General features: G+C 56.9%; 13 protein-coding genes. 3 read left to right on the top strand and 10 right to left on the bottom strand.

Annotation, left to right across the window (positions count from 1 at the left end; all coding sequences use genetic code 11):
* Window positions 1-341: 341 nt before the first annotated feature.
* On the bottom strand, window positions 342-1784 hold the full coding sequence (locus G403_RS0102190) for a glyceraldehyde-3-phosphate dehydrogenase (RefSeq protein WP_027852537.1): 1443 nt from the start codon (window positions 1782-1784) through the stop codon (window positions 342-344).
* Window positions 1785-2008: 224 nt separating this feature from the next.
* On the opposite strand from G403_RS0102190, the gene mfd reads away from it, so the two are divergent.
* Window positions 2009-5464 carry a transcription-repair coupling factor gene (gene mfd / locus G403_RS0102185; protein WP_027852536.1) on the top strand — a complete coding sequence of 1152 codons (3456 nt, stop codon included), beginning with the start codon at window positions 2009-2011 and terminating at the stop codon, window positions 5462-5464.
* Window positions 5461-6033 (top strand): CsiV family protein, encoded by a 573-nt coding sequence (locus G403_RS0102180; RefSeq protein ID WP_027852535.1) that lies wholly within the window; start codon window positions 5461-5463, stop codon window positions 6031-6033. Before mfd ends, G403_RS0102180 begins: the two co-directional genes overlap by 4 nt.
* A gap of 7 nt (window positions 6034-6040) precedes the next feature.
* Here G403_RS0102180 and G403_RS0102175 read toward each other — a convergent pair whose 3' ends face one another.
* The 8 genes from G403_RS0102175 to sohB all read right to left on the bottom strand — a co-directional run bounded on the left by G403_RS0102175 (window position 6041) and on the right by sohB (window position 14196).
* A complete protein-coding gene (locus tag G403_RS0102175; protein ID WP_027852534.1) occupies window positions 6041-6256 on the bottom strand; it encodes a hypothetical protein in 216 nt (71 codons plus the stop codon).
* Between the two features lie 97 nt (window positions 6257-6353).
* Window positions 6354-8027, bottom strand: coding sequence for a thiol reductant ABC exporter subunit CydC (cydC, locus tag G403_RS21875; protein ID WP_051298409.1), 1674 nt, complete (start codon window positions 8025-8027; stop codon window positions 6354-6356).
* The gene (gene cydD, locus G403_RS21870) at window positions 8024-9754 is read right to left on the bottom strand and encodes a thiol reductant ABC exporter subunit CydD (RefSeq protein WP_036232231.1); all 1731 of its coding nucleotides are present in this window, start codon (window positions 9752-9754) and stop codon (window positions 8024-8026) included. Before cydD ends, cydC begins: the two co-directional genes overlap by 4 nt.
* 56 nt (window positions 9755-9810) lie before the next feature.
* Window positions 9811-10917 (bottom strand): mechanosensitive ion channel family protein, encoded by a 1107-nt coding sequence (locus tag G403_RS0102160; protein ID WP_027852533.1) that lies wholly within the window; start codon window positions 10915-10917, stop codon window positions 9811-9813.
* Between the two features lie 15 nt (window positions 10918-10932).
* The gene (nagZ, locus tag G403_RS0102155) at window positions 10933-11940 is read right to left on the bottom strand and encodes a beta-N-acetylhexosaminidase (RefSeq protein WP_027852532.1); all 1008 of its coding nucleotides are present in this window, start codon (window positions 11938-11940) and stop codon (window positions 10933-10935) included.
* A 2-nt stretch (window positions 11941-11942) separates the two neighbouring features.
* Window positions 11943-12422 carry a L,D-transpeptidase gene (locus G403_RS0102150; RefSeq protein ID WP_027852531.1) on the bottom strand — a complete coding sequence of 160 codons (480 nt, stop codon included), beginning with the start codon at window positions 12420-12422 and terminating at the stop codon, window positions 11943-11945.
* A gap of 1 nt (window position 12423) precedes the next feature.
* Window positions 12424-13092, bottom strand: a complete 669-nt coding sequence (locus G403_RS0102145; RefSeq protein ID WP_027852530.1) for a TetR/AcrR family transcriptional regulator — start codon at window positions 13090-13092, stop codon at window positions 12424-12426.
* A gap of 39 nt (window positions 13093-13131) precedes the next feature.
* A complete protein-coding gene (sohB, locus tag G403_RS0102140; protein WP_027852529.1) occupies window positions 13132-14196 on the bottom strand; it encodes a protease SohB in 1065 nt (354 codons plus the stop codon).
* Between the two features lie 103 nt (window positions 14197-14299).
* On the opposite strand from sohB, the gene G403_RS0102135 reads away from it, so the two are divergent.
* Window positions 14300-14632 (top strand): SCP2 sterol-binding domain-containing protein, encoded by a 333-nt coding sequence (locus tag G403_RS0102135; protein WP_084403896.1) that lies wholly within the window; start codon window positions 14300-14302, stop codon window positions 14630-14632.
* On the opposite strand, the gene nudC is transcribed toward G403_RS0102135, so the two are convergent.
* A complete protein-coding gene (gene nudC / locus G403_RS21865; protein WP_051298407.1) occupies window positions 14624-15481 on the bottom strand; it encodes an NAD(+) diphosphatase in 858 nt (285 codons plus the stop codon). The two genes, G403_RS0102135 and nudC, sit on opposite strands and share 9 nt — an antisense overlap.
* Between the last annotated feature and the right edge of the window lie 106 nt (window positions 15482-15587).

Raw genomic sequence — 15587 nt, 5'->3', positions numbered from 1 at the left:
TCACCTAATAGAGTAAACTTTTCTGGCGCCTGAATGCCGATCTGAACGCTCCCCCCTTCTCCGGTCTTGCCCAATCGGCGACCGGAACGTCTTTCAGATTTGCTTCCCAGGCCCCACCTAAAAATCCGCACAAGTATAACTGAGCAGGCTGTCATTTTTCTACAAAGTACCTTTACGATCAGGTACTTTCAGTGGCAATTAACCTGCCTGCCTTCACTTTCAGTTACTTTCTTATTCCCATTCGCTATAACTGATTAGGCCTGCGGTTGCTACATCCACCGCCGCTGGCAAATCACAGGCATAAAAAAACCGCCTCGAGGGCGGTTTTTTTACAGGTGCAGTTAAGCCTCAACCGGGTAGGCCGGCAAGGTGCACTTGGCCAGTCGCTGCGCCATGCGAACAACCTGACAGCTATATCCGTACTCGTTGTCGTACCAGACATAAAGTACACAGCTATTACCACCACTGGCGATGGTAGCCAGGCCGTCAACGACACCGGCAGCGCGCGAGCCAACAAAATCGCTGGATACCGCTTCCGGAGAGTTACTGTAGTCCACTTGCTTCTGCAGCACAGAGTGCAACGCAACATTACGCAGGTAGTCGTTAAGCTCGTCTTTGTTTACATCCCGACCCAGGTTCAGGTTCAGAATGGCCATAGAGACGTTTGGCGTCGGCACGCGAATGGCGTTACCTGTCAACTTGCCTTCCAGTTCCGGCAACGCCTTGGCCACAGCTTTGGCGGCACCGGTTTCTGTCAACACCATGTTGAGGCCGGCAGCGCGGCCACGACGATCACCTTTGTGGTAGTTGTCGATCAGATTCTGGTCGTTGGTGTAGGAATGCACCGTTTCAACATGACCGTTAATCACACCGTACTCATCATTCAGCGCTTTCAGCACCGGGGTGATGGCATTGGTGGTACAGGATGCCGCGGACAGGACCTTGTCCTCGTCCGAGATATCACCGTCATTCACGCCCATGACGATGTTCTTAACACCTTTGCCCGGAGCCGTCAGAATAACACGGGCAACGCCCTGGGATTTCAGGTGCAGGGAGAGCCCTGCCTCATCACGCCACTTACCGGTGTTATCGATAACCAGCGCATCTTTGATGCCGTACTGGGTGTAATCGATGGAATCGGGGGAGTCGGCGAAGATAACCTTGATCAGGTTGCCATTAACAACCAGCGCCTGTGCTTCCTCATCCACCTGAATGGTGCCTTTGAAGGAACCGTGAACCGAGTCACGACGCAGCAGGCTCGCACGCTTCTCCAGATCGTTCGGGGCGCTCCCCTTACGAACGACAATCGCTTTCAGACTCAGGGAATGACCAGCGCCGGAACGGTCGATCATCAGGCGCGCCAGCAGACGTCCGATACGACCGAAGCCATACAGCACCACATCAGTGGAGGGCGTACCCTCATCTTCTTCGCTCAGGGCGCCAGCGAGCTCCTCGTCCAGGAATGCCTGCAGTGTGCGGCCATTACCTTCGCTACGGAATTTAACCGCGAGCTTACCGATATCGACGTGAGCATTGTTGACGGTCATTGCACTGACCGCCTCCAGGACCGGGAAAGTGTCCACGACGGACAACTCTTCACCTTCGACCTGGCGCACGAAACGGTGGGATTTAAGAATATCGATTACGGAACGCTTGACGATCAGGCGGCCGTAGATAGATATTTCAACGTTACGATCACGGTAGAGACGACCAACCAGCGGCACCATCGCTTCAGCAATCGCTTCACGGGCATTCCAGTCGGCTAAAATCAGTTCTTGGCTCACGGGTGGCAACTCCGAAATTGTGTCAGCTCAATTTGGGTGCGCGTATTATCCCTGTTTAAGGGGTGCTGGGCAAACTAACCCCGCTAGACTTTTGTACCAACCCGAAAGAGTGGATACAAAAAACGGTGCACGACCACGAACCTCCCCCACTAACGAGGCTGCGTTTGCCGTCATTGCTCGTTAGAATAGCGACCCTCCAATAAAGTCGATAAGGAGATTATCGCGTGCCCAGCCGTCTCAAGCCGACACTTCCGAACGGCCCCGGTGATATAAAACGGGTCGGCCAAGTAACCGGCAGCGCCACCGGACTGTTTATCGAACGCCTCAGTGCAACGTGCGACGCACCCATCGTTCTTATCTGCCAGGACAGTGAACGCGCCGCTCGCGCGTGCAGCGAAATCGGCTTTTATACGGATGACAGGCTCCCGCTGCAGTTGTTTCCGGACTGGGAAACCCTGCCCTACGACAATTTCTCGCCTCACCAGGATATTATCTCAACGCGCATTGAGACGCTGTATAAGCTGCCAGAGATGCAGCATGGGGTTCTGGTTATACCGGCGACGACCCTGATGCAGCGAATCGCCCCTGCCAGCTTTGTCAGCGGCAACTCGCTCTGGCTGGAAAAGGGCCAGACGATTGATCCCGACAAGATGCGCGAGCGGCTGGTCGACGCGGGTTACCAGCTGGTCGATACGGTTTACGAGCACGGCGAGTTTGCGATTCGAGGTGCGCTGATCGACCTGTTTCCCATGGGCAGCGATCACCCGTTCCGGATTGACCTGTTTGATGACGAAATCGATACGCTGCGCACCTTTGATCCGGAAACCCAGCGCTCCATCGATCATATCGACCGAATCAGGCTTCTGCCTGCCCGGGAATATCCATTCCAGAAAGAAGCGATCAACCGCTTCAAGCAGCGCTGGCGTGAAACCTTCGACGTGGACTACACCCGCTGCCCGGTGTACCAGGATATCTCCTCGGGCATCACGCCGGCCGGCATCGAATACTATCTACCCCTGTTTTTTGACCACAGCGCGACACTGTTCGACTATCTGCCTGAAAACACGATTGTGGTTCAGGAGGCCGGCCTGAATGAGGCCGCTCAACAATTCTGGCAAGAGATAAATACCCGGTATGACGAGCGTGCCTTCGATGTACAGCGACCGGTTCTCAAACCCGACTCGCTGTTCCTGCCGCCCGATCAGCTCGCCATCGCGCTACGCAGTTATCCGGCCGTTCGACTCAATGAGCAACCTGAAGAGCCGCGGCCGGGCCGGGAAAACCTGCCCTGCGATCCTCCCCCTTCACTGACGGCAGCACCCGGTGCCACGGACCCGCTCAAGCCGCTGGCGCAACTCGCGACACACACCGAGCAATCCCTGCTGATCTGTGCCGAATCCGCCGGCCGACGCGAATCTCTGCTTAATCTGGCTCGCCGGGCCGGCATAAAGCTGAAAGAGTTTGACAGCTGGTCTCAGTTCTGTGCATCACCTGCGCCGCTGGGTATCACCACCTATCCGCTGGAACGTGGTTTAAACCTGACCGGCTCCCTCCAGGTCATTACCGAGACCCAACTGTTTGGCCAGCAGGTATTCCAGCGCCGTCGCCGGGAACGAGAGCAGACGGATAGCGACCAGGCGATCCGGCACCTTTCCGAGCTGAACATCGGCTCGCCTGTGGTTCACATAGACCACGGCGTGGGGCGCTACCTGGGCCTGCAGACCATCGAAACTGAGGGCGAAGTCAACGAATTCCTGACGCTGGAATATGCCAACAACGCCAAACTGTATGTTCCGGTTTCATCGCTTCACCTGATCAGCCGCTATTCCGGCGCACCGGACGAGTCGGCCCCCCTGCACCGCCTGGGCACGGAGCAATGGAGCAAAGCGCGCAAGAAAGCGGCCGAGAAGGTCCGCGACAGTGCCGCAGAGCTGCTCGACATCTATGCGCGACGCGCAGCACGGGAGGGTTACAGCTTTGAGTGCCCGGACGAGGCTTACCAGCAATTCGCGGCAGGTTTCCCGTTTGAGGAGACACCCGATCAGGCTAACGCCATCGACTCTGTGGTACGGGATATGCGCTCCGGCCAGCCAATGGACCGCCTGGTGTGCGGCGACGTGGGTTTCGGCAAAACCGAAGTCGCCATGCGCGCCGCGTTTATAGCGGTCCAGGCCGGACGCCAGGTGGCGGTACTGGTGCCCACCACACTGCTCGCCCAGCAACATTTCGATAACTTCCGCGATCGGTTCGCTGACTGGCCGGTCAATGTCGAGCTGATCTCCCGGTTTCGTAGCGCCAAGCAACAACAACAGATCGCCGACCAGGTTCGTGAAGGCAAGGTCGACATTCTGATCGGCACCCATAAACTGCTGCAGGGCAGCCTGACCTACAAAGACTTGGGGCTGGTCATTATCGATGAAGAGCACCGTTTTGGCGTTCAGCAGAAAGAGCGGTTGAAATCTCTGCGGGCAGAGGTGGATATATTGACACTGACCGCAACGCCAATCCCTCGCACGTTGAACATGGCGATGTCCGGCATACGCGATCTCTCCATCATAGCGACGCCACCTGCTCGCCGCCTCTCTGTGAAAACCTTTGTGCGGGAATCTGACAAGCCGCTGCTTAAGGAAGCGATTCTGCGTGAACTGCTGCGTGGCGGCCAGGTTTATTACCTGCACAACGAGGTCAAGACAATCGAGAAAGTTGCCCGGGAGGTGAGCGAACTCGTGCCGGAGGCCCGCGTGGCGATAGGCCACGGACAGATGCGCGAGCGGGAGCTCGAACAGGTGATGTCCGATTTTTATCACAAGCGTTTCAACGTACTGGTCTGTACCACAATCATTGAAACCGGTATCGACGTCCCCAATGCCAACACCATCATTATTGAGCGCGCAGATAAGTTTGGTTTGGCCCAGCTCCATCAGCTACGCGGGCGCGTGGGGCGCTCGCATCACCAAGCTTACGCCTACCTGCTGACGCCGCCGCCCAAAGCAATGACCCCGGATGCAGTCAAACGACTCGAAGCAATCAGCGAATCCAGCACACTGGGCGCCGGCTTCACACTGGCCACCCACGATCTGGAGATTCGCGGTGCCGGGGAGCTCCTGGGCGAAGAACAAAGCGGCCAGATGCAAAGCATCGGCTTCAGTCTTTACATGGAAATGCTCGACCAGGCGATCAAGGCGATCCGAGAAGGCAAAACCCCCAACCCGGACCAACCGATCAATCACGGCAGCGAAATCAACCTGCGGGTACCGGCCTTGATACCGGACGATTACTTGCCGGATGTCCATAATCGGCTGATCATGTATAAGCGGATCGCCAGCGCCGAAAACAAACGAGCACTTGAGGAGCTTCAGGTCGAGATGATTGACCGGTTCGGTCTCCTGCCGACACAGATTCAAAACCTGTTTCGCCTCACCGCCATCAAACTGGATGCAGAGCAACTGGGTATCGCCAAACTCGAAGCAGCCGATAAAGGGGGCCGCATTGAATTTGAAGGTGATACCTGTGTCGAGCCACTGACACTGGTCACACTGGTACAGCAGCAGCCTAACCGGTATAAACTGGACGGAGCCAATGCCCTTCGCTTTACCCTGCCAATGGTCACACCGCAGGAGCGCTTTAACTGTATCGAGGGACTGCTCGAACACCTTTCACCAACCGAGAGTAAAGGATGAAAAAGACACTGCAGAGCTTGCTCGCCACACTGGCCGTCGCCGCCAGCCTGAACGCTGCGGCTGCCGAGGGCGACTACACCATAGAATTGGTGATCTTTGATCAAAATGTACCCGGTGCAGGCGCCCTGCCCTTTGATCGCACAGCGTCAGAGGATGCTTTACAGATCGACCAGGGGCGAGGGCTTAGCTCCTATAACGGCCAGCCACTGACCCAGCTCGAAGCACTGCCGGCCTCCAAACTGACATTGGGCAACGAAGCCGCCCGACTGCGCCGACAAGGGTATCAAGTTCTCTGGCACGGCGGCTGGTTTCAGAACGTAAGCACGGGCAGCAATCCCTCTGTGCGATTGGTTACCGCCGATGGACGTGTAGAAGGGGTTGTGCGCGTGGATCGGGGGCGCTTCCTGCATCTGCGACCGGACCTGCTGCTCAGCCATCAAAGCGCGGTGGAGACAGCGGTTCCGCAATACCGCTTCCAGCAGTCACGCCGGATGCGCTCGGAAAAACTCCATTATCTCGACCACCCTCACTTTGGCATTCTGGCGATCATAAACCCCGTGGATTCCTGAACAGGCATCAATGAGCGGTACTTTGCCGCTCATACACCTGCTGCGCCACTTCATCGAAGATCAACTCAAGATCAGGCCGATATTCATCGCCGGGATAGTAGGTTTGATGGCGATAGCCGCCGGCGACATAGTCAACTCTGAGAAACTCCATCTCCTCAACGTACCGGGTATGAGCCTTCAGCAACCGGTTCAACTCGTCCAGCAGGTGATTACTGGTTTCCATGATGGCCCTCCCTGGGCATCTAAGCGCGCCAACATCAAATCAAACAACCGTTTAACGCTCTCAATAATGGCACCAGTCCACGGAAGGAACAAATGATTCAGGACAAATTATTTTCAACCAGCCGGCCCCTATCTAGCGTCACGACACGATCTGCCCAGCGAGGCGGCTGTCGGTGATGGGTGATTAACAGGAGCGTTTTTCCTTCTGTCGCCTGATCAATCATTCCGAGTACCGATTCAACCCGCTCCGGATCGAGACCTTCGGTGGGTTCATCCAGTATCAACACAGGCGCTTCCCGCAGCAGCGCGCGGGCCAGCGCAAGCCGTTTTTGCTGACCGCCGGACAAACGACAACCGGATTCGCCGATCCAGTATTCAAGACCCTGCCCATCCAGCTCCGCAGGCAAACCAAGCTGTACGAGCACATCCAACAGCTCTTGATCATCGGCATCCGGTGCCGCCAGCTTCAAATTATCCCGTAGCGTGCCAGCGAAAAGCTGGACCGGCTGCGCCATGACACTAAGCTGGGCACGCAGAGTCGATTCGTCGTACGCTTCTATGGGCTGGCCGCTCAGCTCAATCTCACCACAGTCAGGCGCCCAAAAGCGCGCCAACAGATTGATCAGCGAACTTTTTCCACTTCCTGAGTGCCCCTGAATAATCACCCGCTCACCGGCACCAATCTCCATGCTGAGCCGATCCAGCGCCGGAGATGCGCGGCCGTAACTGAGACTCACTTCATGAAAGCGGATCGCCCCCGGGGTTAGCGGCACAACGCCCCGGTCGGGATACGTGATAGCTGGCGATGCCTGAGCGACTTCATTGATCCGCCCGGCGGCGGCCAGCGTTTTCCCCATAAACTGGTACGCCTGCGGCAGCGGTAAGACCGCTTCGAACGCGGCAAACAGGCAGAAGACCACCATGACGATCTGGGCCGGCTCAAGCCTGCCATGGTGGAATAAATTCAGCGCCGGCACCAGTATCAGAATCAACGCTAATGCACTGAGGAACATCATCAAACTGGCGGTAAGTGCACTGATCGCCCCCATCCGGGCTTGAGCGGAAAGCAAAGCATGATCGAGCCGTTCAAGCCGCTGGCGGGTCGTTGCAAAACCGCCATATATACGCAGGTCTGGCATTCCCTTCAGAGCTGCCAGCATCTCGCTACGAAGGCGGGCAACGAGTTTCACCTGTGAAGCTCCCGGCCTCCGCCCCATCAGGAAACCCAGTCCGGGAATGACAAACCCGGTCGCCAGCAACGTACAGATCGCCAGAATACCCAGCTCGGGGGCGTACACCGACAGAAACAGACCAACCAGACCGATGCTGATGCCGGCCACGATGGTTGGCGATACAACACGGAGGAATAGCGTATCGAGTGCGGCCACATCACCGACCAAACGACTCAGGAGCTGCCCCGAGCCCAGCGCAGCGAGACGGGCGGGTTCCAAAGGCTCGAGACGCCTGTAAAACCAGACACGGATTTCGGTTATCAATCTGAACGTGGCCTCGTGAGACACAACGCGCTCTGCGTAGCGGCCCAGCGTGCGAAAGATCGCAAAGCCTCTGACGCCGGCCCCCGGCGTATAAAAATTAAAAGCCTGGCTACCGGCCAGCGTGGCACCCGCCAAGGCAGTCGCTGCTATAAACCAGCCAGACAGCGTCAGCAGACCGATACTGGAGCCCAGGGTCACTAACGCCAAAAGCGTGCCCAGCGCCACCCAGCCGGCTTGATACCGCATCCGCTTGAGGTAAGGATACAGCGCCCTCATCGCTCACCTCCCGTTTCGCCCGGGACGGGCAACAGCTTGCCTCTCTCCAACCGGTATACCTGCCCCGCCTGAGCCTGCGCCGCTTCCCGATGAGTCAGTGTTAATACGGTTTTACCTTTCGCAAGCTGCTCCAACCCCTCCAGCACCCAGCGCTCACTGTCATGATCCAGGTTCGCCGTGGGCTCATCCAGCAGCAGGACCGGCGCATTCTTCAGATACGCTCTCGCCAACGCAATGCGTTGCACCTGTCCACCAGACAGCCCACCATTTCCTTCATCGATGAGGGTATCAAGCCCTGCTGGCAACCGAGGCAGAAACTCACTCACATGCGCGAAGTCGCAGGCCTGCCTTAACATCGCGTCGGTAGCCTTGGGGCAGGCAAGCAGCAAATTATCCCGCAGCGTACCGGGGAACAGGACGGTGTTCTGGCTGACCCAGGCCAGCTTATCCAGCCAGAACTGCTGATCAAGTTGCTCCAAGGGCGTTCCATTCACCCGGATCTGCCCTGCCGACGACGGGTAAAATCCCTGCAACAAACTGAGTAACGAGGATTTACCGGAACCGCTGGGGCCGATAATCGCCACGTGTTCGCCAGGCTCAATCGAAAACCGAATGTCCGACAACGCAGGCTGACTACGCCCAGGATAAGTGAGACTAACGGCTTCAAAGCGAATAGCGATACCCTCTGCGCACCCGACCCGCTCAACCCCCTGTTGCAATGCAGGCTCTGGCTCGGCCATCAGATCCTGTAAGGGTTCCGCAGCGGCAACCGCTTCCTGTTTGGCATGGTAATGGGTGCCCAATTCGCGCAGCGGTTGATAAAACTCCGGCGCGAGAAGCAGCAGGAATAAAGCCTGCTCCAGCGTCACTCCCCCCTCCCAACTGCCAAAGTTGAGCTCCCCCAGAAAACTGAAGCCCAGATAGACCGCGGTTACAGCGATGGAGACTGACGCGAAGAACTCCAACACCGCTGACGACAGGAAAGCAACGCGTAATACCTCCATGGTTCTCACCCGAAACGCTTCGGATGACACCTCGATATGACGTACTTGCTCGGCGCTGCGCTGAAATAGTTTGAGCGTTACAAGCCCCTGAACAACATCTAGAAACTGGGCACTGAGATCAGCCAGTGCCTGGAAATTGCGCCGATTCGCATCAGCAGCCCGGCGCCCCACCAGTGCCATAAACAGTGGCACCAGCGGTGCAGTCATTAGAAATATGGCCGCCACGGCCCAGTTTCGGGGAAAAACAAACAGCAGGATAATCAGTGGAACAGCGACCGCCATCACCATCTGCGGCAAATAGCGCGCGATATATCCATCCAGCGCCTCAACCTGCTCGATAAGCAGGCTGGCCTGTCCACCCGCCCGGGCATTCGCGCTATAAGCAGGGCCAAGGCGCTCCAGTTTGCTAAGCAACGAGGCCCTCAGGTGTCGACGAACACGGATTGATGCACGCTGACCAAACCACTCTTTGAGCCAGGAAAAAAGGGCCCGAAAGGCAACAGCTATCAGAAAACCGACTAACATGGGCTGTATCTGGCTTAACGTCGCCCCCGCGACGGCAGCAGCGATAGCCTGGGCGAGCTGATCCGCCTGAGCGACAAGCGCAAGCGCACCCAGTACGCCGGCTGCCGTTGCCAAACTCAGGTTTCGGCGCGCCACCGCCGCCTGCTGCTTGAGCCATGCCGACCTGGCTTTACGCTCCCCTGTTGTCAGATCCCGCATTCACAGCTCCCGGCATATCATATTCAGGCGAGCGCACTTTATTAGATATATCTAATTTATTCAACCGGGGGCTGCGCCGCTTCTTGATGGAGATGTACCGTCGTTGTCGGGAACGCAATTTCCGCCCCGGCTTCATCCACGATATCCATGATTTTCAGCAACACATCTTCCCGAACCGCCAGGTAATGGCCCCAGTTCGTGGTATGGGTAAAGGTGTACACCATGATATCCAAGGAGGACGGACCGAACCGGTTGAGCTGGACAAACAGGGTATTGTTTTCATCGATCTCGGGATGGTTGACAAGCATCTCGCGAATACGATCTACAATGGACTTTACCACCTTGCCGTCAGCGTAACGCACACCCACATATTCAAAGATCCGGCGGTGAGTCATCCGTGACGGGTTTTCCACCGAGATGTTGTTGAAGGTCGCGTTGGGGACGTACAGCGGCCTTAAGTCGAAGGTACGTATAATCGTCAAACGCCAACCGACATGTTCAACCACCCCCTCGATATTCTTGTCAGGCGAGCGCACCCAGTCACCAACCTTGAATGGTCGATCCAGATAGATCATCAACCCACCAAAAAAGTTTGCCAGCAGATCCTTGGCTGCAAAGCCAACGGCCAGCCCCCCGATGCCGCCGAAGGCAAGAATACCGGATACGCTGACGCCGAGATTCTGCAGCAGAACCAGCGCAGTCAGGACAACAATGACCAGGCGCGCCAATTTCGCGATCGCGTTAGCCGTGGTTCTGTCGATATTGCTGTTGCGCCGCAAGATCAGGTTTTCGGCACGCCCCACGAAACGCATAAATGCCCAGGCGAGCAGAACAATGAAGCCGAGTTCCCTCACCATGGCGGGGAGCGTTTTAGTCACTAACTCCAGGTGAGGCGCTGACAGCCTTAGCGCAAAACTCAAACCATAGACGATAACCAAAACCATCAGAGGCTTTCGCAACGCATCGATCAGCAAATCGTCCCAGACCGGAGCGGTCTTTGACAGCGAGCGCACCAACCGACGTACAATGCGATCAATCACCCAGGCCAAAACCAAGGTCAGACAGATAACCGCCAGTACATTAATCTGCCAGCGATAACCCTCCAGCACCGGCACTAACTGAAACAGCGGCTCCAGTAGCCCGGTAATCTGCCCCTCACTCATTAACCCTCCGTCCGTTTACTCTGAGAGCTGTTCAGCCCAGCCCCGCGCCTGAGCCGCGCGCGCCGAATCGGGTTCCGCGGCAATCCCTCGAGCGCGCATCCCGGCCAACCGGTTAGACACCGGCCAGTGAGATTGTTTCAAGTAGTCCAACACCTCCAGCGCACCCTGGCGATGATTACACACAAGCACCATGTCGCAGCCTGCGCCCAGCGCCACCTCCGCACGTTCTGCGAAGCCACCAGCAACACTGGCGCCTTCCATGGTCAAGTCGTCACTGAAAATAACGCCATTAAAACCCAGCCGCTGACGCAGCTGTGTTTGAAGCCAGAACGGCGAAAAGCCTGCCGGCTCCCCGTTAACGGCCGAGTAGATGACATGCGCCGGCATAATGCCGTCCAGACCCTGCTCGATCAAAGCACCAAACGGCTGCATATCATCCGCCTGAATTGCGTCGACTTCGCGCTCGTCAACCGGTATCGCAACGTGCGAATCCGCCTGAACCCAGCCATGACCGGGAAAGTGTTTTCCAGTCGCAGGCATGCCCGCCTCGTGCATACCCGCCATAAAAGCACCGGACAGCTCGGCTACCACCGGGGCGCTGGCGCCAAAAGCACGATCTCCGATCACGCCACTGCGCCCCCAGTCCAGGTCCAGCACAGGCGCAAAGCTAAAGTCGATATCAAACTGGCGCAGCTCGGCCGCCATCAACCAGCCTAACTCACGGGCAGCCACCCGCGCCTGCTCCGGCTGAGACTGGTAAAAACGCCCCAGTGCCGCCATCGGAGGAAGACGGGTCAAGCCCGCCCGAAACCGCTGCACGCGCCCCCCTTCCTGATCAACCGCGACTAAGATATCCGGCCTTAACTGCCGGACCTGAGCCATCAACGCGTGTAACTGAGCGGGGCTTTCGTAGTTACGAGCAAACAGGATTAAACCACCGACTTCGGGCTGAACCAGCAACTCTTTTTCTGTCTGGCTCAAAACCAGACCGTCCAGATCCAGCATCAACGGACCAGTCGCCATTTTTACTCCTTAATTGTTACAGGGGTACCCGCTTTCACCTGCGCGAAGAGCTCCAGCAGATCGGTGTTTCGCATTCGGATACATCCATGCGAGCGGGGCGCCCCCATAGGTTCCGAGTCCGGGGTCCCGTGAATATAGATATAACGCCGTTGACTGTCGCGATCACCTCCGCGATTTAACCCCGGCTCACACCCACACAGCCAGAGTATACGCGTAAGAATCCAGTCACGATCAGGGAAGGCAAGGGCCAATTCCGGGGAGTAAATTTCGCCGGTGGGGCGCCGGCCGACAAACACGGCACCTTCTGGCTGCCCATCACCAATGCAGGCTCGAATTCTGTGCTCGCCCCGCGGGGTACAGCCGCTCCCCTCATACTCGCCGGGACCGGCAGCCGCCGTTGATATGGGCCAGTCAGCCACTTGCCCGTGTTGATCAAAAAGCCTCAACCGCTGATCGGCAATGGAGACCTGAATCCGCTTCATATTACACCCGGCTGAACCAGGACACCTCGCCCCGCGCCTGAAAACCGGCCACCAGCACCGGGATCATCCGATGCAGGATCCGCTCGATATCCGGCGCACCGGCATCCCCGTCCCGCAAACTGCTGAGCGTCGACTGGTTCGAGAGGGTAAAAATCAACGCGCCAAGCAGAAAATGCAAGCGCCAGAAAAACTCATCCTTCGACATGGGTGCCGAATCCGCCTGCAACAGTTCGATGTAGGGTGCGACACGCTGACCATAGCCATCGATCAGAAACTGGCGTAACTCCCCTTGATCCGGGGTGTAAGCAAGATCAAGCAGTCGCATAAAAAGCGCCAGTGCATGGGGATTCTCGTCTTCCACGAGCAAGAGCGCACGCATCAGCATCTCGATCAGTTCGTCGAGCGCGGCCTGACTCTCACCTTCACCCATGGCCCGCTCCGCAAGCATCGACTCCAGACGTTGACACAGCGGGTCCATAAACCGGCGAGCCACCGCTTCAATCAACCCGCTTTTGGAACCGTAGTGGTAGTTGACTGCAGCCAGATTCACCTCGGCTCGAGCCGTTATCTGGCGCATAGTCGTTTCGGCAAACCCCTGCTCGGCAAACAGCGCTTCTGCTGCGCCGATGATGCGGGTCGCCGTGTTTGATTCCTTTACTGCATCCTTCACCGGATTACCTAACTCCGCTATTGGAAAACATTCAGCCGGTTATCGCGACCAGAATTGACTGTTATGGACCTTTTCCGCAAGTCGTTTAGCGGCAGCGTCCACCACCGACATGGAGAAGTCACTGAGGCGCTCTTGCAGCCCCTTCTTGTGTTCATAGTTGACCTTGAATACGTCGGCATTCTCCACGGCCTCACAGAGATAATCATCACTGGTCGTAATGCCATCGACAAGCCCTTTATCCAGGGCCCGGCGGCCAAACCAGACTTCGCCGGTTGCCACACTTTTCACGTCCAACTCGGGGCGATACTCAGCCACAAACTCCTTAAACAGGGTATGCGTGTCCTCCAGTTCCTCGATGAACTTACGCCGGCCATGCTCGGTATTTTCACCAAACAGGGTCAGTGTGCGTTTATATTCACCGGCGGTCAGCACCTCATAGTCCACATCATGTTTCTTAAGCAGTTTATGAAAATTGGGTAATTGAGCAACGACACCAATGGACCCGATCAATGCAAAAGGTGCCGCGAGAACCTTATCGGCGATGCATGCCATCATATAACCGCCACTGGCAGCGACCTTGTCAACGCACACCGTTAACGGTATCTCGCGTTGGCGAATACGCTCAAGCTGGGAAGCCGCCAACCCATATGAGTGCACGAGCCCGCCGCCGCTTTCCAGGCGCACCAATACCTCGTCCTCTTTACGCGCCAGGGTGAGCACGGCGCTAATCTCCTCACGTAACCAATCGACCTGGGAGGCATGCAGGTCCCCATCAAAGTCGATAACATACACGCGCTTGCGCGGCTCTTCAGCCTTGTCACCCTTTTTCAGCGCTTTCTTGCGCGCTTTGGCTTCCTGCTTGTCACGCTTCTTTTGCTCTTTGTGCTGCTGTTTCAGGGTTTCCTGATCAAGCACTTCAGACTCCAGCTCTTCACGCATCTGCTCAAGATGGTCATTCAGATTCTGTACTTCCACATGGCCGTCACGAGCATCCCGCCGCCGCGCCACAACAGAGCCGATGCCTGCGAACAACACCAGAACCCCAATAATCAATGTGAGGGTCTTCGCCAGAAAAAGACCATATTCAGCCAAAAATTCAGTCACTCTTCTCTCCCATCAAGCCTGCTCGCGATTCTCAAGACAGGGCCGCGTACTGTACCATAACCCGAACTTAAAACATTGATTTCAGACCGAGGTCCTCACGGACATGAGCGCCAGCATTACCGTTGAACAGATCATCGAAAAACTTCCAGCCCGTTTTAACCCGGAGCAGGCAGCAGACCTCAATGCGACCTTCCAGTTCCGTCTTAGCGACGCCGCTCCCTTCTATATCCATATCAACGAGGGGCAGTGCCGGGCACTTAAGGGAGAGCACGACGACCCAACGATCACACTCCTGATGGATGAGGCAACGTTGATACGCGTGGTCAGCGGCGAGCAGGATGGAATGAGCGCGTTTATGAAAGGCCAGTTACGCGCCGAAGGTAATGTAATGCTTGCCACGCGGCTGGGCAAACTGTTCAGCATGCGCTCAAAGTGATTCGAGAAAGCGATCGATCAGGTAGCGGGAGATCGCAAACGGAGGCGGCAGGTCAGGTAGATTATCCCGCGTAAACCAACCCGCTTCGGTAATCTCATCACCATCCGGCACCAGCTCTCCCCCGGCATACTCTGCGAAGAAGCCCAGCATCAGCGAGTGAGGGAAAGGCCAGGACTGACTCTTGGCGTAGCGAATATTTCGCACGCGAATACCCACCTCCTCTTCCACCTCTCGCGCGACAGCCATCTCCGCTGTTTCACCGGCCTCGATAAACCCGGCCAGGGTGCTGAAGCGTCCTTTCGGAAACCGGGGATTGTGGGCCAGTAAGCAGCGCTCGCCATCAGTCACCAGGACAATGATACAGGGCGATATTCTGGGGTACACGGACAACCCGCACTGGCTGCAGTTCTTGGCGAGCTCAGTGGCGTCGCTTTCCAGTTGCGCACCGCAGCGGCCACAGAAACGGTGTCGGTCATACCAAACGGATATCTGGGCAGCACGTGCATAGAGGACGAACAAAGCCTCATCGACCTGAGCAAGCAGTCCTCGAAGATCCAGCCACTGCACTGCCCTGTCGGGCAGCTCACTGAGTATCAGCAGTTCCAACGCTTCATTCAGCCGATAGGCTGCTTCAACCCGCAATTTTTGACGGCAGGAGCTCGGATAAAACGGATCAATTTCGGTCTGATTGGCAATAATCCTGCCACCGTATGCCAAAATGTATTGCACTTTCTGCGCCCTGTTCTGGTACTCGCGTAGCAACACCATATCACAGCTTTTACCGAACCCCGGCAACTGGTAGGATTGCGCGGCCCTGTCGAGGACACTCCAGGCCGCACGGCCAGCCACGCAAACGCCCCTCATCAATGAGGCGACTGTAAGTTACCGCAGCTGCCCGGAGCCTCCTTGGACCCAAAACAACCAAAGATAGGCGGGTTGCATAGCCAGGGCTTAT

This window comes from Marinobacterium litorale DSM 23545 (assembly GCF_000428985.1).
GTDB lineage: Bacteria > Pseudomonadota > Gammaproteobacteria > Pseudomonadales > Balneatricaceae > Marinobacterium_D > Marinobacterium_D litorale.
Note: the sequence above shows the minus strand (reverse complement) of the source record. Positions and strands in the feature narration are given on the sequence as shown.

Bases quoted from the DNA above. Each gene is read 5' to 3' on its own strand.
- cydD (WP_036232231.1), bottom strand. From the start codon at position 9,754: ATGCGGGATCTGACAACAGGGGAGCGTAAAGCCAGGTCGGCATGGCTC.
- cydC (WP_051298409.1), bottom strand. From the start codon at position 8,027: ATGAGGGCGCTGTATCCTTACCTCAAGCGGATGCGGTATCAAGCCGGC.
- G403_RS0102135 (WP_084403896.1), top strand. From the start codon at position 14,300: ATGAGCGCCAGCATTACCGTTGAACAGATCATCGAAAAACTTCCAGCC.
- G403_RS0102175 (WP_027852534.1), bottom strand. From the start codon at position 6,256: ATGGAAACCAGTAATCACCTGCTGGACGAGTTGAACCGGTTGCTGAAG.
- G403_RS0102150 (WP_027852531.1), bottom strand. From the start codon at position 12,422: ATGAAGCGGATTCAGGTCTCCATTGCCGATCAGCGGTTGAGGCTTTTT.
- nagZ (WP_027852532.1), bottom strand. From the start codon at position 11,940: ATGGCGACTGGTCCGTTGATGCTGGATCTGGACGGTCTGGTTTTGAGC.
- G403_RS0102160 (WP_027852533.1), bottom strand. From the start codon at position 10,917: ATGAGTGAGGGGCAGATTACCGGGCTACTGGAGCCGCTGTTTCAGTTA.
- G403_RS0102180 (WP_027852535.1), top strand. From the start codon at position 5,461: ATGAAAAAGACACTGCAGAGCTTGCTCGCCACACTGGCCGTCGCCGCC.